Below are 20,307 nucleotides of genomic sequence, written 5' to 3'. Positions count from 1 at the left end.
TTTATTCGCTTGGCAATTCAGGGACGATAGCCTGATATTGCCTGTCAAGGTTTGCAATTGAAATTTTAGAAATCCTTTTATCAAGTTCTAAACGATAAGGGTGTCCAGACCATTTATGAAAACAGGATTGCCAATATTCAAATGTACGCAAGTCATTCGGCGTCCCCCAAGACAAGTAGTTATCAACTTCAAATAAATAACAACGCAGACCAAGCGCAATCGCATCATTAATACACGAATCAATATAAAATTCACCATTAATTCGTCCTTCACGTTCAATCAATCTCTGAACTGCATTACGAAAGTCTTCTTTTCTGCGGAAAGTGAAAGTACCCAAAACAATTGGATCAATTGCAGGTGACTTCAGTGGCGATTTGACAGATATCTGACGAATCAAACCATTTTCTTCGTCTATCCATCCGAACATTCCGGGATGCCTTAATGCGTTGGCATGTCCTCGAACTCCCCAAACTATCACATCGATATCAAGATTTTCGACAAGTCTCAAGAAAGCCCTCTGGTCATATAACATTCCATTGTCACAGGTACCAATAGTTATGGGCTCGACTAACTCACCATTACTCTTTTCCAACACCTCCAAACCAAGCAGAGCCGTGCAAGCTTGTCCCTCAGTGACGGAAGAAATTCTGGTTATAGATGATTCGGAGTAGGTATGCTCAAGATAAGCGGATAATTCTACACAACCAATCATATCTTGACGCAGAACAAATGCATGATTTTTTACCTGCGGTAAATCACTTATTGCCTGAGCTACCATCGGTTTGCCGGAAACAGGAATTAATGGTTTTCCTAACGTATATCCCTCGTTGACAAAACGCTGCCCCAATCCGGCCATGGGAATGATCAATGAACCAGATACCGATTGAGTTAATTCATCTTCGGCCATTAATCTCTTGAATATGGCTGACCATTCATTGTATTCAAACAAATCCTCGGGAGTGCCCCACTGCATAAAATGTTGCAGAGGATAGACCGCTACCTTCAGATGCTTAACTAAGACTGATTTATAGGCAAGACTAGCGTAATACTCGCCACCAATATGCATACCTTGTTCGATGACTGAGCGAGTTGAGTCACTTAATAAACGTCCTGAATCGAAATAGTAAGTTCCACTGGAAGCAAACTCATCCATGCGATTAGAGGTAAATGCTTGTTTCTCCTGGATATCTGAGACCCATCCATTCTCCTCCCGGAGATAAGCATAATTGGTATCCCCCAAGCTGTGAGGGTGAAAACCTTTGTAAGCAGGAATAGCTCCTGCACATTTGGATCGATGTACGAACTGTTTGAAATGAAACCAGTCCCAGTAACAATTAAAATCACAGTAATTGATGACAACAGGAGACTCTGGATCAATTAAATGTTCCGCCTGCTGGATCGCGTAAAGTGGTCCAAGTTTATGAGGTGGAATTCCCAAAATTTGACCATTAGGACAATATTTCCGCAATATTTCTTCCATTCTAAATTCAGCGTTTGCCAAATGATCCTGGTTACAAATAAAGAGGAAATTTTCTTCCCCGGGAAACATGTCAATTACGTACGCAATAATTGGCTTACCATCTACTTCGATCAATGGTTTGGGAACGGTATAGCCCGCTTTGCGAAAACGCTCACCAAAACCAGACATGGGAATAACTATTTGCACAATATCTCTCTGCTAAGAACTATGTAAATAGACAATAAAAAATTTCCGGGCAACATTTATTGTAATTTATCATTAAAAGTAGGTATCCCCATTTCAACAAACATTCAGCGAATTACAAAATTACTATATGTAGTTGATTAAAAACAAAAAGATATGAAAGCGCCAAGTATAACTGAGAACCAATTTGACAATGCGCATGTGCGCTGTTGTCGTGTGCAAATGTATGAAAATCCATCTTGATTACCTTTTCACAAAGGTAGATTTGAATTTGCCCCTGAACTACGTATTTCTTAATCGGGCATATTATGTTGCTTTCCATTTGTTCGGTATTGACGAGTTAGACTGACACTGCGGTAAGTTTGCCTTGCTCATCCGCGTTTACTCAATTGTGTAACGTTTGATCGGTCACATCGAATGTATAAACGACTGCGGCAGCGCTCTGACAGCTACCTGATCGTCTCAATCTTGAATTCCAGCGTATAGGGTGCTCGTTTGTTTGGTGACATGTTTCTCTTCTTAATTGAATTTAAGCTTCTCCGCAAGGGATACGTTTTTCGTGGACAAGCTCGATTTGCCTCCTTCAGAGTTTTTTCATGTGAAACAGTAATGTTACTTACGGCCTGATATTGGTTTGCCTTACAATAACAACGATGAATCAACTAGAATTAATTATCCCTTTCAGCATCCCACCATCTGGATTAGCAAAAGACTTGGCGAGGGAAATGATTACTCCGGAACTTAGCCGCTTAATAGCTTGCAACAATAAGATCGAGATGCAATCTATTGACCAGTTCTCTTTTGCACTTGCGCACGAATTCTGGCTAGCAGGTAAATTTCCTCCCTCAGATCAACTAAATAGCCCGGCGACGTCTCAAACAAGCATGCAAAAGGCGAATTTACTCCTTGAGACGGGTTATTGGTTCACCCTGCAGCCTGTGCATATTCATATTGCAAGGGATCATCTGGTGCTGACAGATCAGCGTCGGCTGGAGTTTTCTGAAGAAGAAGCACGTACCCTGTTCGACATTGCCCGTAGCTGTTCTGAAGAAATCGGCCTGAAGCTGCTATATGGCGATGCCAAAACCTGGTTTTTGCGGGCAGATGACTGGTCAGCGCTGCAAACGGCGACCATGGATGCTGCCTGCGGTCACAATATTGATATCTGGATGCCCAAGGGCGAACATGAACGTGCCTGGCGCAAGCTGCAAAATGAAATCCAGATGCTGTGGTTTGGCCACGCCATCAATGAAGTACGTGAAATGCGTGGTGACAAAGTGATCAATTCAGTGTGGCTATCCTGCGGAGCAGATCAGACTCTTCCGTCGAGCAGACAAGCAGTGATCGCTCCCGATTTTTCTAACTGGCAGGACGCAAGCCATAGCGGGCAAGCAAAAACTACGGTGCTGTTGCCTGATCTTACAGAAGCCGCCATCAACAATGACTGGGGCTTATGGCTGGAGCAAATACATGTGATGGAGAAAAACTGGTTTTCTCCCGCCATGCTTGCCTTGAAAAATAAAAAAATCACTCATCTGGACCTGTTGTTTACCGATGCCCGCAGCATCGCAAGTTTCAGTCTGACGCCTTGGTCCTTACGCAAATTCTGGGTCAAACCTTCTTTACACCATTTGTTTTCCATCGCCAAATCATGACACGCATTACCACTCGTCCCTGCCCTTTCCGGGAATCTGAAATGTTGCGCCAGAATGGCTTGCATCCGGTTCTGGCACGTTTGTATGCCTCACGCGGCGCGACAGGAGACAAGGATTTGAGTACCGAGCTGAATGCCATGCTGGCACCTGCCGGACTATTGCATATAGCGCATGCCGCCCAATTTCTGGCAGATGCCATCGCGCAAAAGAAAAAACTTGTGATCGTTGCCGATTATGACTGTGACGGTGCCACCGCCTGTGCCGTGGGCTTGCGCGGCTTGCGCATGCTGGGCGCACAGGTCGATTACATCGTGCCGAACCGCTTTGAATATGGCTATGGCCTGACACCGGAAATCGTGGCCTTGACCATCAAAGAGAAATCGCCCGATATTATTGTCACCGTCGACAATGGCATCGCCAGTGTGGACGGCGTTGCCGCTGCCAATGCCCAGGGTATTGCGGTGGTCGTCACCGACCACCATTTGCCGGGCGACAGCCTGCCCGATGCAGCCGTCATTGTGAACCCCAACCAGCCAGAATGCGGTTTCCCCAGCAAAAACCTGGCGGGCGTCGGCGTCATGTTTTACGTATTGCTGGCCTTGCGCGCCGAACTGCGCCAGCGTGGGGTGTTTGATCAGCAAAACCAGCCCAAACTGGATGCCTTACTAGACCTGGTGGCACTAGGCACAGTTGCCGACGTCGTCAAGCTGGATGCCAATAACCGGATTCTGGTCGCACAAGGTTTGAAACGCATGCGCGCAGGCCGCATGTGCGCCGGTATCGCTGCCCTGTTTCGCGTCGCCGGACGCGAACCACATAATGCCAGCCCGTTTGATCTGGGTTTTGCCCTTGGCCCACGCCTGAATGCCGCCGGTCGCCTGGCCGATATGGCCCTGGGTATAGAGTGCCTGACGACCGATGACGAAGGTCGTGCCTGGCAAATTGCGCAAGAACTGAATGCCATCAATGCCGACCGCAAAGACATAGAACGCGAAATGCAGGATGTCGCCCTGCTGCATCTGGATGATTTCCAGCCACAAGACAGCAATACCATTACCGTATTTGATGAAAGCTGGCATCAAGGTGTCATCGGTATTGTGGCGTCCCGTCTCAAAGACAAGTTTTATCGCCCCACTATCACCTTTGCACCGGGGGGTGATGGCCTCATCAAAGGTTCTGGCCGATCCATTCCCGGATTTCATCTGCGCGATGCGCTTGATCTGGTGTCCAAACATGCGCCCAGCCTGATACAGAAGTTTGGCGGACATGCCATGGCAGCCGGCCTGACCTTGCGCGCAGAAGATTTTCCGGCTTTCCAGCAAGCGTTTGAAACAGTGGGCAAAAGCTGGTTGCAGGCACACCAACTGGAGCGCACGGTCGAAACCGATGGCCCGCTGGAAGATGCCTACTACACAACCGATTTTATTCGCCTGCTTGATACGCAAGTGTGGGGCCAAGGTTTTCCACCACCGATTTTTTGCGATGACTTCCGGCTGGTATCCCAGCGGGTTTTAAAGGAACGTCATTTGAAGCTGGTCCTGGAAAAAAACAAGCAAAGATACGACGCCATCTGGTTTGGGCACACTGATACCTTACCTGAAAACGTACATGTCGCTTTCAGGCTGGATGCGAATGAATACAATGGCGTTACCAGGGTACAGTTGATGGTGGAACATATAGAGTAAAAGTGGACGTGGCCAGTCCGTCCCAACTTTCCTGCTTAACTTTCCTGCTCAAGCCAGCAGGAAAGTACCTAGCTGCCGGACCAATAAATCCATAGTCAGCTGAAAAGCACGTTCAGACGAAACACCATCTTTTGACGGCATTTCAAAGCTGTGATTGCCCGGCAATACGGTTACTGTTGCGGGCCTCGCAAAACTTGCTGCATAAGGGTACAGCAGCGGTAACTCACAATACGGGTCCTGGTCACCGGCCATCATGGCGACTGGTCTGGACTCTTGTTCCACGCCGGTATAATTTTTCCTGACCGCATCCAATGCCTCATTCTCATTCGTCGCCTCGCTCTTGCATAAGGGCGTCATCAGGACGCAACGCTGCAAGCTTTTATCTGCCTGAAACACCTGCCAGGCAACCACAGAACCAAATGATTTACCGGCCACCGCCAATTGATGCGGATTCACACGAGCATCGTTTCTGGCAACTGCAATGATGGCCTGCATACTGGCAATTTCTGCCGACAGATCAGCAGAAGGATGACCGTTCTCCGCATCCACAGTATAAAAAATCCAGTTGAAGCGATATACGGCAATACCCTGTGCCACCAGATGGTCAGCACTTTGTGCGATGACGGGGCGATGCATGCCATAGCGCAAGCCTGGTGCCAGAATTAGAGCGGGGAAAGGCCCTGCACCTTCAGGAAAATCGACGCACACTTCCAGCACATGCGCATCACTTATTCGCAAATGTAATATCGAAGTTGATTTTATTTCTGGCGATAAATTCATGTCGTTCGAATGCGGGTTATCAGGATTCTTCATTGGCTGCAATCAATAAAATGGAGTACAGCTAAACTGATTCAAATACACAACAGTGGCAAAACTTCTTGAATGCAAAATCCATCGATTACTAACAACACTTGTTTGACTGTTTTATTTTCAAAATTTTCTTCAGCTGTGTAACAAAGTAATACAAAATTTATCGAATTGCTGCACAATACAAAAATCTGCACAAGTCGCCTGTGGCACAATCGACTTGTCAATTTTACTGGTACTTGTTCACTTTGGAGAGTCTGGATGAAAAAAGGTAAATGGTTGTTGAAAGCTGGCGCACTGGCGATTCTGGGTGCGTATGCAAGTGTTGCGATGGCAGCAAAAACGCTGGTTTTTTGCTCCGAAGGAAGTCCGGAAGGCTTCAATCCACAATTTTTTACGACAGGTACGACAGCAGACGCCGGTTCTGTACCCATGTATAACCGTCTGGTGGAAATGGAAACAGGCACCACCAATATCACTCCTGCCCTGGCAGAGTCATGGGAAATCTCTCCTGACGGCATGACTTACACCTTCAAACTGCGCAAGGGCGTGAAGTTCCACAGCAACGCCAAGTTCACGCCCAGCCGCACCATGAATGCGGACGATATTCTGTTCAGCTTCTATCGCATGGCCGATGAAAATCATCCTTTCCATAAAAATACCCCTGGCCAGACCTACGCGTATTTCCAGGATCTGGGCGTCAACAAAATCGTCGACAAGCTGGAAAAAGTCGATGACTTGACCGTGCGTTTCAAACTGAAACGTCAGGAAGCGCCTTTCCTGGCGACCCTGACCATGGATTTCATGTCCGTGCATTCGGCTGAATATGCAGAAAAAATGAAAGCGGCCGGTACACCAGAGCTGATCGACAAGGAAATCATAGGCACTGGCGCGTTCCAGTTTGTGTCGTATCAAAAAGATGCCATCATCCGCTACAAGGCACATGATGGTTACTGGGATGGCCGTCCAAAAATTGATAACCTGGTATATGCCATTACCCCAGATGCTTCGGTACGCTATGCGAAATTAAAAGCGGGTGAATGTCATGTGATGGCGCTGCCCAAACCAGCCGATGTCGAACTCATGAAGAGCGATCCGAACATCAAGCTGCTGAGTCAACAAGGCTTGAACATTGGCTATGTCGGCTTTAACGTCGAGAAAAAACCTTTCGATAATAAACTGGTGCGTCAGGCACTGAACCTGGCCGTCGACAAAGCTTCGATACTGAAGTCGGTTTATGCCGGTTCTGGCCAGCCAGCCAAGAACGTCATCCCGCCTACCATGTGGTCTTACAATGACAAGGTCAAGGACTTCCCTTATGACCCGGCCAAAGCCAAGGAACTGCTGACCAAGGCGGGTTATCCCAATGGTGTGGAAATAGAACTGTGGTACCTGCCGGTGTCACGCCCTTACAATCCAGATGGCAAGCGCATGGCCGAACTGATACAGGCCGACTGGGCCAAGATCGGTGTCAAAACCAAGCTAACCACCTATGAATGGACTGAATACAAAAAACGCAGTAAAACTGGTGAGCAACATTCGATGATGTTTGGCTGGTCGGGCGACAACGGTGATCCGGATAATTTCTTTGAACCAATTCTGGGCTGTGAAGCCGTCAAAGGTGGTGGCAATATCCCACGTTGGTGCAACAAGGATTATGAAGACCTGATACAAAAAGCCAAATTGACACCAAAACAGAGTGAAAGAGCCAAACTGTATGAAAAAGCACAAGAAATTGTGCATGAAGAGGCGCCTTTGCTGCTGTTGGCACATTCTTTGCGTTATACCCCAGTGCGCAAGGACGTGATTGGCTTCAAAATGGATTCAACCGCCCATCACTACTTCAAAAAAGTAGACCTGGCAAAATAAGAAATACTCCGGCGTGGTGTCAGTTTGCGATGTACATGCAAATTGGCACCACGATTTTTATCGGGCTTACGCAAAACCGCCCCAGCTGCGTTGCAGCTCCCGCATTTACTAAGGCCATGTACTAAAGTACTGGCTTCGTCGCTGGCGGTGTAGTCGGGGTTTCAGGCAACATGTTGCCTTCCGACGTAACAGACCTCCCCTATAAGGGAGGTTTACCGAAAGCGATAGCCTTGCTGGGACAATTTTGCGCAAGTCCGATTTATATTGATGCTGAAAACCGGTATCCATTTATGGTTTGATGTACCGAACTCGCTGATCTGTTTTAAAAAGGTTTTTCGATGCTGGGTTTTATCTTGCGGCGCCTGGGCGTAGTCATACCCACCTTCATAGGCATCACGCTGTTGGTTTTTTCACTGATACACCTGATACCCGGCAATGTGGTGGAAGCCATGACTGGCGAACGCGGCATGGATGCCGAACGCTATGCAAAACTGATGCATCTGTATGGCCTGGATCAGCCCCTGTATCAGCAGTATTTTTCTTATCTTGGCAAAGTCCTTCAGGGTGACCTGGGACGCTCCATCATCACCCAGGAACTGGTCAGCAAGGAATTTTTTACTCTGTTCCCGGCCACACTGGAATTGTCTTTGTGCGCCATCATTTTTGCTGTCGTCCTTGGCTTGCCGGCCGGCATACTGGCAGCACTGAAGCGCAATACCTTCCTCGATTACTCTGTCATGGGCGCTTCGCTCACTGGCTATTCCATGCCTATCTTTTGGTGGGCGCTGCTGCTGATTTTGCTGTTTTCCGTGACTCTGGGCTGGACGCCGGTGTCTGGCCGTATTGATATTCTGTTCGACCTGCCGCCGGTCACAGGGCTGATGCTGGTTGACAGTCTGCTATCAGGTGAAGAAGGCGCATTCAAATCTGCGGTCATGCACCTGATTTTGCCCACCATTGCGCTGGGGACCATCCCGCTGGCCGTCATCGCCCGCATGACCCGTTCAGCCATGCTCGAAGTTTTGCGTGAAGACTATGTGCGCACGGCCAGGGCAAAAGGCATGTCATGGATGCGAGTGGTCTGGGTACATGCCCTGCGCAATGCCCTGATACCGGTGATTACCGTTATCGGCATGCAGGTCGGCACCCTGCTGGCTGGCGCGATACTGACAGAAACCATATTTTCCTGGCCAGGCATAGGCAAATGGCTGATTGAGGCGATACAAAGACGGGATTACCCAACGGTGCAAGGTGGCATTTTAATGGTTGCCACCATCGTCATTGCAGTCAACCTGATTGTCGATGTGCTGTATGGCGTCATCAATCCGCGCATACGTCACTGATGCATGAATTTTCATTCTGACTTTACCGACCTGGGCACAGATTTATGAGCAACACCAGCTTACCCGGCAATACTAGCAATAGCAGCGTGGCCAGTAACGTGACCATTGCACCACCGCACCCGCTGCTTGAATTCTGGCAGTATTTCAAACAGAACCGTGGCGCGGTCATCGGCCTGGTACTGGTTGGCGTACTGACGATGTGCGCCCTGTTCGCTGAATGGATAGCACCACATTCACCGATTGAGCAATATCGTGATGCGACCCTGGCACCGCCTGCCTGGACCCCCACTGGCAGCAGCAAATTCTTGCTGGGTACCGACCCGGTCGGGCGCGATATTTTGTCGCGCCTGATCCACGGTTCCCGCCTGTCGCTGATCATCGGACTGGTATCGGTGACGCTGTCAATGGGTGTCGGCGTGACCCTGGGTTTGGTCGCCGGTTTTTCACACAGCTGGACCGGCAGGTTTTCGCGCATGCTGGAAACCATTATCGTGCGCTTCATGGATATCTTGCAGGCACTGCCCAGCCTGTTGCTGGCGATTGCGGTAGTCGCCATACTTGGCCCCGGCTTGATGAATGCTATGTACGCGATTGCTATCGTCCTCATGCCATCCTATGCCAGGTTGACCAGAGCTGCAGTCAGCGGCGAGTTGAACAAGGATTATGTGAATGCCTCGCGCATAGCCGGTGCAGGCAATTTGCGACTGATGTTCAACTGCGTGTTGCCCAATTGCGCTGCCCCCATCATAGTCCAGGCGACACTGGGATTTTCCACCGCCATCCTGGATGCTGCTGCGCTCGGCTTTCTTGGCCTGGGTGCACAACCCCCAACGCCAGAATGGGGTTCCATGCTGGCCAGTGCCATGGAATTTATCCAGAGTGCCTGGTGGGTTGTTACCTTTCCTGGTCTGGCGATCCTGATTTCAGTACTGGCCTTTAACCTCATGGGTGATGGCTTGCGCGATGCACTCGATCCCAAGTTAAAACGCTGAACAAAGATTCAACATGAAACCATTACTGGATATTAAAAATCTGCGCGTCGAATTTGGTTCGGAATCCCAGCCATTCACCGCCGTGGATGGTCTGGACCTGAAGATAGAGCAAGGCGAAGTCGTCGGCATCGTCGGCGAATCCGGCTCAGGTAAAAGCGTGACCTCGCTGGCGTTGATGGGTCTCATCGATTTTCCCGGTCGTGTGCGTGCCGAACAAATGGATTTTGATGGCCGCAATCTGCTTAGCATGAAGGACAAGGAAAGACGGCAATTGCTGGGCAAGGATATTGCCATGATCTTTCAAGACCCCATGACCAGCCTTAACCCCTGCTATACCGTGGCATTCCAGTTGATGGAAACCTTGCGCCTGCATCAGGGTGGCAAAGAAAAAGACTTGCGCACCAAAGCCCTGGCCCTGCTTAAACAAGTGGACATTCCTGATCCGGAACGCCGCATGCATGCTTACCCACATCAATTATCCGGCGGTATGAGCCAGCGCGTGATGGTCGCCATTGCCATCGCCTGCAACCCGCGTCTGCTAATTGCTGATGAACCAACGACGGCACTGGATGTGACCGTACAGGCGCAAATGCTGGAACTGTTACTGCAACTGCAAAGTAAACGCGGCATGGCATTGATGCTGATCACCCACGATCTGGCCGTAGTAGCGCAGACCGCAAAACGGGTGGTCGTCATGTATGCTGGCCAGGTTCTGGAAACCGGCACGGTGCCAGACATTTTCAACACACCCAAACATCCGTACACCCAGGCATTGCTGGCCGCCCTGCCCGAACACAACCTGGGCAAGGCGCGGCTGCAAACCATACCTGGTGTTGTGCCTGGCCTGTATGACAGACCCAGCGGTTGCCTGCTGGCACCGCGCTGCAGTTATGCCACGGAACTGTGTCATACCGACAGACCGCCATTGCAAGGCGAAGCGAATGCGCAGGTACGCTGCCATTATCCGCTAGACGCACAGGGTGCCCCAGGTAAGGGCTGGCAAGCGATTCATATTCATCAGGCGGCATGATGCAAAATACGTCTACTCAGGCTCCGGTTTTACTGGAAGCAAAAAATCTGGCCAAACATTATCCTGTGTCACAGGGTTTTTTGCGTCCCAAAGCTTTGGCCAAAGCCCTTGACGGCGTCTCTTTTCAACTGACAGCGGGTAAAACCCTGGCCGTAGTGGGTGAATCGGGTTGCGGCAAATCCACCCTGGCACGCCAGATCACCATGATAGAAGCGCCATCGGGTGGCGAATTATGGATGGCTGGAAAAAACATTGCACATGCCGACAAGGCGACGCTGAAGCAGGTCCGGCCGCTGGTGCAAATGGTATTTCAAAACCCCTATGCCAGCCTGAATCCGCGTAAAAAAGTGGGTGCCATGCTGCAGGAACCGCTGATCATCAACACCCGCCTGTCATCTGCCGAACGCGAAGAAAAAGCGCGGGCAATGATGACCCGCGTGGGCTTGCGGCCAGAACACTATAGCCGTTATCCGCATATGTTTTCAGGTGGACAAAGACAGCGCATCGCCATTGCCCGCGCCCTCATGCTTGACCCTGAAGTGATCGTTGCCGACGAGCCAGTCTCCGCGCTCGATGTATCAATACAGGCTCAGGTATTGAATTTATTGATGGATTTGCAGCAGCAAAACGGCGTCGCCTACCTGTTCATTTCGCATAACCTGTCTGTCGTCGAGCATATTGCAGACGACGTGCTGGTCATGTACCTGGGCAAAACGGTTGAGCATGGCGACAAGCAAAGTATTTTCAAACAGCCGCTGCATCCCTACACCAGGGCATTGCTGGCCTCTACACCACGCATAGACCCGGCCCAACGCCAAGCCAAGATGATGTTGCCAGGTGAGTTGCCCTCACCGCTTGCACCACCGCCAGGTTGTGCCTTCAACAATCGCTGCCCGCACGCGAATGACCGCTGCCGACAAGAAATCCCCTTATTACGTCCGTTTGCAGACCGCTTGCTGGCCTGTCACCGTGCCGAAGAAATCAACTAAATAGTATTTTATTTGCAATCATTTTCGAAACTTTGACCAAATCTGCCGAACTTCGTTAAACTCACGCAGTCTTATGACAGCTATAGCAAGCTGCTGCGGGCAGTGATTACTTGAAACCAGCCGCAAAAAGTTTGTCGTATTTTTATAAAACACTTCACTCTCAGGAGACCCCCAAGTGAAAGCTCAAGTACTTAGCGCTATCGCGCTGATGATTGCCGGTACCGTCGGCAGCAATATCGCCTTTGCAGCAGAACCAGCCAAAGCAGCCTCCGCATCGTCTGTCTTGTTATCTGGCATAGAATCTGGTCACAATGACAGTTCCGTACGTGCGCAGGATGATTTTTTCCGTCACGTCAATGGCAGTTGGCTGAAAAATACAGAAATCCCGGCCGACAAAGCCTCTGCTGGTGCCTTCATCGACTTGCGCGAAGCAACCATTCCGCGCCTGCATGCGATTATTGAAGGTCTGTCCAAGGCAAAGAATAAACCAGGCACTGATGCACAAAAAATCGCTGATCTGTACGCCAGCTTCATGGATACCGCGCACATCGATGCATTGGGTCTGAAGCCACTGCAAGGCGAATTTGCCAAAGTAGATGGCATGACAGACAAAAAACAGATTCCTACACTGATGGCCTGGCTGAACCGTACCAGCATCGGTGCACCATATGACTTCCAGATCCACCAGGACAATAAGGATTCAACAAAATACGTGCTGGACGTAAGTCAATCCGGCCTGGGCTTGCCAGACCGCGATTATTACCTCAAGGACGACGACGCAAAACTGAAGGATTTCCGCGCCAAATATGTCCAGCATATCGAAAAAATGCTGACCCTGGCCGGTGACAAAGAAGCAGCAAAACATGCTGCCGATATCCTGGCGCTGGAAACCGAACTGGCCAAAGTACAATGGACCAAGGTTGAATTGCGCGACCCGGTCAAAGCCTATAACAAAGTTGACATCAGCAAACTCGATACTCTGACACCCGGCTATGACTGGAACACCTATCTGAGCGAACTGGGCATCAAAGGCAAGATCGATTACCTCATCGTCAGCCAGCCCAGCTACCTGACCGGCTTTAACAAAGTACTGCAAGAGACATCGCTGGATAGCTGGAAAACTTATTTCAAATGGCATATCCTGCGCTCTGCTGCTGGTCAGTTGTCGAAAGATTTCGCCGATGAAAACTTTGCATTCAATGCCACTACACTACGTGGCGTACCGGAACAGGAAGCCCGCTGGAAACGCGGTGTTCGCCTGGCCGATTCCGGCATGGGTGAAAGCCTGGGCAAGATGTATGTTGCCAGACACTTCCCGGCTGCAAGCAAAGCCAAAATGGAAAAACTGGTCAGCAATTTGCTCGTCGCCTACAAGCAAAGCATCGATACCCTGGATTGGATGAGCCCGGCCACCAAAAAAGAGGCGCAGGCAAAACTGGCGACGTTCATGCCCAAGATTGGCTACCCCAACAAATGGCGTGACTATTCCGGCTTGACTGTCACCAAGGGTGATGCAGTCGGCAATTTGCGTCACATCCGCAGCTTTGCCGCGCAATTTGAACTGAACAAATTGGGCAAACCGGTAGACCGTGACGAATGGGGCATGACGCCACAGACCGTGAATGCGTATTACAACCCGGAACTGAATGAAATCGTGTTCCCCGCAGCTATTTTGCAACCACCTTTCTTCAATGCCAAAGCAGATGATGCAGTCAACTATGGTGGCATTGGTGCCGTCATCGGCCATGAAATCAGCCATGGTTTTGATGACCAGGGTGCACAATATGATGGCAAAGGTAATCTGCGTGACTGGTGGAGCAAGGAAGACCACGAGAAATTTGCGGCAAAAACTGCCGTTCTGGTCAAGCAATACAGTGCCTTTAGTCCTATTCCTGGCTACAACGTCAATGGCGAGCTGACTCTGGGTGAAAACATTGCCGATAATTCTGGTCTGGCCATCGCTTACAAGGCTTACAAACTGTCGCTTGGCGGCAAACCGGCGCCAGTGATTGGAGGCCTGACTGGCGATCAGCGTTTCTTCATGGGTTTTGCTCAAGTTTGGCGCGGAAAAATGCGTGAAGCATCCATGATCGTGCAGTTGAAGACTGATCCACATTCACCTGGAGAAATCCGTGCGAACGGCACACTGCGCAATATGCCAGGCTTCTATGACGCCTATAAACTCAAGGAAGGTGACAAGATGTTCCTGACACCAGCCGAGCGCGTCAGTATCTGGTAAGTACCTGCCATCAGGATTTGCCGTCACGATTTTGCGTTAGCTGGTGACGGCGATGAAAAAGGCAGCACTGGAAACAGTGCTGCCTTTTTTCATACTGCAGCAGCTATCAGGCTCTGTCAGGCTCAGGCCGGTGTTTTTATTTTCTGGAAAAAAGCCAGTACATCCGATAGCTCACGGGTACGGGCAAATGAAGGCAGGCTTTGCCAGACGCGCTTGCCATAGGGCTTGGAGATCAGCCGCGGATCGCAGATCATCAGTACCCCTCTGTCCCCTTCGTCACGAATCAGGCGGCCGGCTCCCTGCTTGAGGTTGATGATGGCTTCTGGTAACTGGTGATGAACAAAACCATTCAAGCCCTTTTTTTCCATCGCTGCAATGCGGGCAGACAGCACGGGGTCATCGGGTGGAGAAAATGGCAGTTTGTCGATAATCACCAGCGACAGCGCTTCGCCACGGACATCCACCCCTTCCCAAAAACTTTGGCTACCGATCAGAACGCCATTGCCGGCGGCGCGGAATCTGTCCAGCAATTCTGTCCTGCCGGCGTCACCATGTACAAACAGGGGGAAATCCAGGCCACGTTTCTGGAATTCTTCGCGCAAGCGTTCGGCGCTGTGTTTTACCGCTTTCAAAGTCGTGCACAACAGGAAGGTGCGGCCGCCGGCTGCTTCTATCACCGGTAATGCCGCATCAATCACCGCATCCATGTATTCGTAAGAATTCGGTTGCGGCATGCCGTTAGGGACGTAGAGATAACCCTGTTCCTGATAATTAAAGGGGCTGGCCCAGGTACGGGCAGGCTCATCCCACAAACCCATTTGCGACACATAGTGGCTGAAGTCATTTTTTACCGCCATGGTGGCGGAAGTGAAGATCCAGGCGCGCGGCACGCCTTCGCGCTGCTTGTTGAAGATGGGCGCAATCGACAAGGGTGTGCGATGTAATTGCAATGAAGTGGAAAAGGCTTCTACCCACAAGACATAGTCGCCGGACTTGCCATCATCTGCGGCATTCCATTTTTCGTATTGCTCAGCCAGTAAAATGGACCGTACCCGGCACTGTTCCAGCGTTTCCGCCCTCTCCGCCTGTTTTTCCAGGACGGCGATCATGTCCTGCATACAGGTTTTCAGGGTCTCCAGGGCTTCAAAAAACGGGCTGGAAGGGGCAATCTGGTCAATCGAGTACCTGACTACATCCTGCGGAAATGCCAGCCGCAAATCACGCGCAGCACGCTCTACCGGTGCCACCAGTTTGGCCCATTCGGCACCATCCCTGGCATGCGACAGGCCTTCTGCCAATACATCACGGCATAATTCCAGCACCTGCGAGGTGGACACTGTTTCACCAAAGAACAGCGTGGCCGTTTCCGGCAACTGATGGGCTTCATCAAATATAACGGTATTCGCAGATGGCAACAATTCGGCAATGCCCGTATCTTTCAAAGCCACGTCGGCAAAGAACAGATGGTGGTTGACCACCACTACGTCCGCCTGCTGCGCTTCCTTGCGGGCTTTCATGACAAAGCAATCCTGATAATACTGGCACTCTGACCCCATGCAGGTATCTTTGGTGGACGTGACCAGGCTCCAGACCGATGCATTTTCCGGTACTCTGGCCAGTTCAGCCTTGTCCCCCGTATTTGTGGTTTTTATGAAACGGCTGATATCACGCAGATAGCCGACATCTTCGCGTGAGCTCAGGCGGCCATTCTGTATGGTTCTTTCCAGGTGGTAGTGACAAAGATAATTGGCCCTCCCCTTTAGCAAGGCTACCGACACGGGTGCCTTCAGCACTTTGCGTATGGTCGGTATATCGCGCAAATACAACTGATCCTGCAGATTCTTGGTTCCTGTAGAAACCACCACCTTGCCACCCCATAACAGAGCAGGAATCAGGTAGGCATAGGTTTTACCTGTACCTGTACCAGCCTCGGCGATCAGGGTCTTTTGCCCGGCGATGGCGTCTGCTATGGCCTTTGCCATCTCGGTCTGTGCCTGACGAGGGCGATAAGCGTTCACCGATGCACTTAATGGGCCGGTTAATCCAAAAATATGTTCTACTTCGGCATCATGAATGCCGATTGCATCCGGTGTGGCAAGTGATTCAGTCAAAATGAGGCAATCAGAAACTAACTATCAGGACAAGGAAAAGCGGATAATCATGCAGGGACATCAGGTGTCAGTTGCATCCTAAGCAGTGTAATATGGTCTTTCAGTTGTAATTTGCGCTTTTTGAGGCGACGCAGTTGCAGTTCATCGTGACTTGGATCCTTGATCAGCGTCTCGATTACCACATCCAGGTCTCTATGTTCAACCTCCAGCTCGATAATGCGTTGTAGTGTTTGTTCCGGGTGGCTCATAGTCTTCTGGTTGCAGTAAAATAAAGTTTAATTAAGGAAAGACCATTTTTGGGTTTATCCCGTTAGTTTAATCTACCAAGACGTATGAGCCAATATAAGATCGAAGCTGGAACCGGACAACATATCGGTGACCGGCAGGAACAACAAGACCGTGCCGCACTTTTTGCGGCTCCGCATGCACCCGGCTATGTCATGGCCGTGGTGGCAGACGGTATGGGGGGGAAAAGCGGTGGAGCACTTGCTGCAGAGCAAGTAGTACGGACAGCAAAACAACTCTTTGATGAATTTTACCCGGGAAACGATGTACGCAGCCTGCTAGAAAACATAGTCAACGAAGCACATACTGTCATTAAATTGTCGGGCGTATCCTCAGAAAAGGAGCCTCACAGCACTTTTGTTGCTCTTATAATAACACCGAAACAAGAAGCCATCTGGGCACATGTCGGTGATTCGCGCCTGTATCGCTTTACCGGCCCCAATTTTACCGAGAGAACCAAAGACCATTCCTATGTGGAAAAACTGGTGGATGATGGCAAAATTGCCGCTGAAGAAGCCAAGACCCATCGTTTATCGAATATCCTGATCAATGTGCTGGGTTCAAGCACCACGGCACCCTACGTCACCTTTGGTGAATACAATGAACTAAAAGCGCATGACAATTTCTTGTTATGTTCTGATGGCCTCTGGCATTATTTCGATGATCATGAACTGTCTGCTGCCGTAGCAGCCAACAGTCCACGTCAGGCTTCCGAGTTTTTGATCAGAAAAGCCAGAGACAGGGCCAACAGCCGGGGCGACAATTGCACGTTTGCGATTATCAAGCTGGTAGAACTACCAACAGAAGTCAAATCATATACCGTGCAAAAAATGCGTCGGGCGATCTGATTCTGCTAAAAGTTCACTGTCAGTCATCAGATTACGGAGCCGGCAAGAATTCATCTCTTGCCGGCTCCGCTAGTTTTCGAGCTGGCTTGTTCAGGCTGAATTACTTACCCTTGCTGGCCATCAATTCCTGATTCGCCTTGCGGTCTGCATTCACTTTTTGCACGCTTGGTCGCTCAGACATCATCTTGACGTAATCACGCGTCGGCAAATCCGCCAGGAAATCCCTGCCATAAATAATCTTGGTCGCCATGGAAATCAGGGGGAAATGCACTACCGCCACACAATCGGCCATGGTGAATTCCTTGCCACCGACAAAAGGATCAAATTTAGCCAAACTAGCAAATGCCGGGATAGTGTGCGTCAATTTTTTTTCCACTTTGGCTTTGACTTCGTCAGTGACTTTGCCGCCGAAAAAAGCTTCTGTATATAATTCGCGCGCTGGCAATTCCAGGTGCAATTCAATGAAAGTAATCAGCTCGCGTAACTTGGCGACGGCAAAAGGGTTCGCTGGCAAAAGTGGATGTTCAGGGTAAAGATTTTCTATGTAGTCGAGTATCACCTGGGATTCACACAATGAACCTTCAGGCGTTTCTATATAGGGAATCTTGCCCAGCGGTGAATGCATCAAGAGTTCTGGTGAGCGCCCGGTCCATACCAGCTTCTCTTCAAAAGGAAGCGATTTCTCGATTAACGCCAGTTTGACCTTGTTGTAATAATTACTGAGGGCGAAGCCGCAAAGTGTAATCATATATCTCCGTTTTATAGGTGGTGCCATTGCCGGTGCATGTGACATTCAGTGCACTTGCTGGCTAACAGCATATTGTTATCGTGACCGTTTGAAATACGGGATCACTCTTATTTTCCCACAAAACCAGATCAGTTTTCTTTGTCGGTACGGAAATCGATGGTTTCAAAATTGATGATGTTGGAATCTGCTTCCGGCCCTTTGACAGCCACAGGCTCCACGACTGCACGCGTCCATACTTTCGGCTTGCCTCCGACAGAGCCCATTCTTTCCAGCTCGTTGGCGACAGAAATCAGTAACAAGATATCCCGGTACACAGGCAATTCAAAGCCCATGCGCTTACCATCCCTGTCGTCGACCAGCAGACTCTCCAGGAAAGGCAGGATATCGTTGCTACCCCACAAACGGCAAATACGATTCGTCAGGTGTTCAAAATCTTCCAACTGCCGCACTGGCACAAGGGCGGGATCAGTCTCGTATTCTGGAATATTGGCATTGAAAAACACGACAAACCTGTCTCTCAGAATATCGTATTTTTCCTTGTTTCCGGTTACCCGGTACAAGTCCAGCAAATACAGCCATGGCACCGGCGATTCTGGCAAATCAATTTCTGCCTGCGGCTCCAATATTTCTATGGCACGCTGCGGGTCATTGACAGAAATCCAGAATTCGGCTTCCTGCGTCACATCTGAAATCTCTTCCACCTTGACGGATTGACCGCGTGTGGAAAAGAAATTGAATGTGCTGCTATTGCTGTCTTCCAGTGTAGGCACATAAGCTTTGCTGAATATGGATGGCGTTTCCAGTTCACCAAGATTGCTGTCAGGCGCATTTTTCTTGGCTGGCATAGTAACCTGGCGGCTGGTATCCGCGGCTTCGTCATCATCGATCTGGTACATCGAACCCGTTGTGGTTGGCCCATAGGATGCCTGGATACTGTCCACGATTTCTTCTATATTTTTCCTTGGCTCCGGTTCATGTGCACGCTCTTTCTGCTGCCACCAGGTGGCTGTAAACCGTTTATGCATGCGGCTGATGTACAGCAGGAGGAAGGCAATAATGCTCAGGCCAGTCAGCGCAAAGATGGACAAACCTATGATCCACTCCTTGGGAAAACTGCTTTCCCTGGTTTCCTCCAGAGCCGCCTTGTCCAGCTGGCTTTGGCGTTTGAGTTGTTGCGCTTCTTGTTGCAAGCTGAGGATTTTTTGCTGCTCTGATTTCAACTTGGCAGGCGCAACCTCGACTGGTACCTCATCCCGCAGCATGGCAGCAAACTGTGCCTGTGCAGCACGCAGTTCTTCTATATTCGATTGCGGGCTATTGACGGTCAGCTTATCACTCAAACGCAAGCCTGGCTCAATGATGACAACATCGTCCGACAACTTCAGTTGATCCCTGGCCGGGCGGGCATTTTTAGGTAATGGGGGTACCGAAGATTTTTCCGGGCTTTTTTTTACAGTGACGACTTCAGTGTCAGGACGTATGACTTCAGACATTTCTGGCTGAGGCTTTTCTTTCCTGACTTTCGGCTTTACTGGTCGTGGTGCTGCCACCGTATCGACAGGCGTATTTGTCACAGCCGCTTGTGGCAGATTAATGGCAGTTGGCGCTTTTTGGCTGGGAACCGGCTGCAAGGCCGACAAGGGAGGATCAAGCAAGATCAAAAATTCGCGGTGCAACTGGATTTCACACCCCATGTCCACCATGATCTTGACGGCGGGTTCCATCAACTCTTTTCTAGTTACCAGTGTCAGGAAACGTACATTGCCTCTGGTAAGCAGCGTAACGCCGGCCTGCGCCAGAAAAGCACCGTCCGTCGTTTCTACTTTGGCCTTGAAACAAGACTGATCAATCTCTGGAGCATCCCTGCCTGTAACTTCGAGTTGTGCCCGTAATGGCTGCCCCAAACCTGATTGCACAGTCAGGTTGCTAAAACCCAATGCATGTGCGTTACCCGTTGCCCCAGTTGCAAGCGCCCCCAGGCATAACAGGTGTAACGTTGATCGACGGAATGGAACAAAAATAATAGGACCTCAGAATCAGTTA

15 protein-coding genes are annotated in these 20,307 nt (G+C 50.0%); 9 read left to right on the top strand and 6 right to left on the bottom strand.

Annotated features, from left to right (window positions below; genetic code table 11):
* Position 1: 1 nt before the first annotated feature.
* A complete protein-coding gene (locus ACO0LM_RS00275; RefSeq protein WP_423033199.1) occupies positions 2-1,666 on the bottom strand; it encodes a sugar phosphate nucleotidyltransferase in 1,665 nt (554 codons plus the stop codon).
* 881 nt (positions 1,667-2,547) lie between these two features.
* On the opposite strand from ACO0LM_RS00275, the gene ACO0LM_RS00270 reads away from it, so the two are divergent.
* On the top strand, positions 2,548-3,318 hold the full coding sequence (locus ACO0LM_RS00270) for a hypothetical protein (protein ID WP_423033197.1): 771 nt from the start codon (positions 2,548-2,550) through the stop codon (positions 3,316-3,318).
* Positions 3,315-5,003: a single-stranded-DNA-specific exonuclease RecJ gene (gene recJ, locus ACO0LM_RS00265; RefSeq protein WP_423033195.1), complete on the top strand. Its 1,689-nt coding sequence runs from the start codon at positions 3,315-3,317 to the stop codon at positions 5,001-5,003. Before ACO0LM_RS00270 ends, recJ begins: the two co-directional genes overlap by 4 nt.
* Before the next feature lie 48 nt (positions 5,004-5,051).
* On the opposite strand, the gene ACO0LM_RS00260 is transcribed toward recJ, so the two are convergent.
* Complete coding sequence (locus ACO0LM_RS00260) at positions 5,052-5,816, bottom strand: alpha/beta family hydrolase (RefSeq protein WP_423033193.1); 765 nt, start codon at positions 5,814-5,816, stop codon at positions 5,052-5,054.
* A 255-nt stretch (positions 5,817-6,071) separates the two neighbouring features.
* On the opposite strand from ACO0LM_RS00260, the gene ACO0LM_RS00255 reads away from it, so the two are divergent.
* The 6 genes from ACO0LM_RS00255 (at position 6,072) to ACO0LM_RS00230 (ending at position 14,272) form a co-directional block, all read left to right on the top strand.
* Positions 6,072-7,679, top strand: a complete 1,608-nt coding sequence (locus ACO0LM_RS00255) for an ABC transporter substrate-binding protein (RefSeq protein WP_423033191.1) — start codon at positions 6,072-6,074, stop codon at positions 7,677-7,679.
* A 338-nt stretch (positions 7,680-8,017) separates the two neighbouring features.
* On the top strand, positions 8,018-9,022 hold the full coding sequence (locus tag ACO0LM_RS00250; RefSeq protein WP_423033189.1) for an ABC transporter permease subunit: 1,005 nt from the start codon (positions 8,018-8,020) through the stop codon (positions 9,020-9,022).
* Between the two features lie 44 nt (positions 9,023-9,066).
* The gene (locus ACO0LM_RS00245; protein WP_423033187.1) at positions 9,067-10,014 is read left to right on the top strand and encodes an ABC transporter permease subunit; all 948 of its coding nucleotides are present in this window, start codon (positions 9,067-9,069) and stop codon (positions 10,012-10,014) included.
* A gap of 13 nt (positions 10,015-10,027) precedes the next feature.
* Complete coding sequence (locus ACO0LM_RS00240; protein WP_423033185.1) at positions 10,028-11,044, top strand: oligopeptide/dipeptide ABC transporter ATP-binding protein; 1,017 nt, start codon at positions 10,028-10,030, stop codon at positions 11,042-11,044.
* Positions 11,044-12,033, top strand: a complete 990-nt coding sequence (locus ACO0LM_RS00235; protein ID WP_423033965.1) for a peptide ABC transporter ATP-binding protein — start codon at positions 11,044-11,046, stop codon at positions 12,031-12,033. Before ACO0LM_RS00240 ends, ACO0LM_RS00235 begins: the two co-directional genes overlap by 1 nt.
* A gap of 175 nt (positions 12,034-12,208) precedes the next feature.
* Positions 12,209-14,272, top strand: coding sequence for a M13 family metallopeptidase (locus tag ACO0LM_RS00230; RefSeq protein ID WP_423033183.1), 2,064 nt, complete (start codon positions 12,209-12,211; stop codon positions 14,270-14,272).
* Between the two features lie 122 nt (positions 14,273-14,394).
* On the opposite strand, the gene ACO0LM_RS00225 is transcribed toward ACO0LM_RS00230, so the two are convergent.
* Both ACO0LM_RS00225 and ACO0LM_RS00220 read right to left on the bottom strand, forming a co-directional pair.
* Entirely contained in the window at positions 14,395-16,386 is a 1,992-nt protein-coding gene (locus ACO0LM_RS00225; protein ID WP_423033963.1) for an ATP-dependent DNA helicase, read from the bottom strand.
* A 44-nt stretch (positions 16,387-16,430) separates the two neighbouring features.
* A complete protein-coding gene (locus tag ACO0LM_RS00220) occupies positions 16,431-16,631 on the bottom strand; it encodes a YdcH family protein (protein ID WP_186945196.1) in 201 nt (66 codons plus the stop codon).
* Positions 16,632-16,715: 84 nt separating this feature from the next.
* Here ACO0LM_RS00220 and ACO0LM_RS00215 point away from each other — a divergent pair, with 84 nt between their 5' ends.
* Complete coding sequence (locus tag ACO0LM_RS00215) at positions 16,716-17,516, top strand: PP2C family protein-serine/threonine phosphatase (RefSeq protein WP_423033181.1); 801 nt, start codon at positions 16,716-16,718, stop codon at positions 17,514-17,516.
* A gap of 100 nt (positions 17,517-17,616) precedes the next feature.
* On the opposite strand, the gene ACO0LM_RS00210 is transcribed toward ACO0LM_RS00215, so the two are convergent.
* Together ACO0LM_RS00210 and ACO0LM_RS00205 are read right to left on the bottom strand one after the other, a co-directional pair.
* Complete coding sequence (locus ACO0LM_RS00210) at positions 17,617-18,264, bottom strand: glutathione S-transferase (protein ID WP_423033179.1); 648 nt, start codon at positions 18,262-18,264, stop codon at positions 17,617-17,619.
* A gap of 128 nt (positions 18,265-18,392) precedes the next feature.
* Positions 18,393-20,180 carry a type IV pilus assembly protein FimV gene (locus tag ACO0LM_RS00205; protein ID WP_423033177.1) on the bottom strand — a complete coding sequence of 596 codons (1,788 nt, stop codon included), beginning with the start codon at positions 20,178-20,180 and terminating at the stop codon, positions 18,393-18,395.
* Between the last annotated feature and the right edge of the window lie 127 nt (positions 20,181-20,307).

Origin of the sequence: Undibacterium sp. Di26W (genome assembly GCF_049340265.1) — a bacterium.
Classification (GTDB): domain Bacteria; phylum Pseudomonadota; class Gammaproteobacteria; order Burkholderiales; family Burkholderiaceae_D; genus Undibacterium.
Note: the sequence above shows the minus strand (reverse complement) of the source record. Positions and strands in the feature narration are given on the sequence as shown.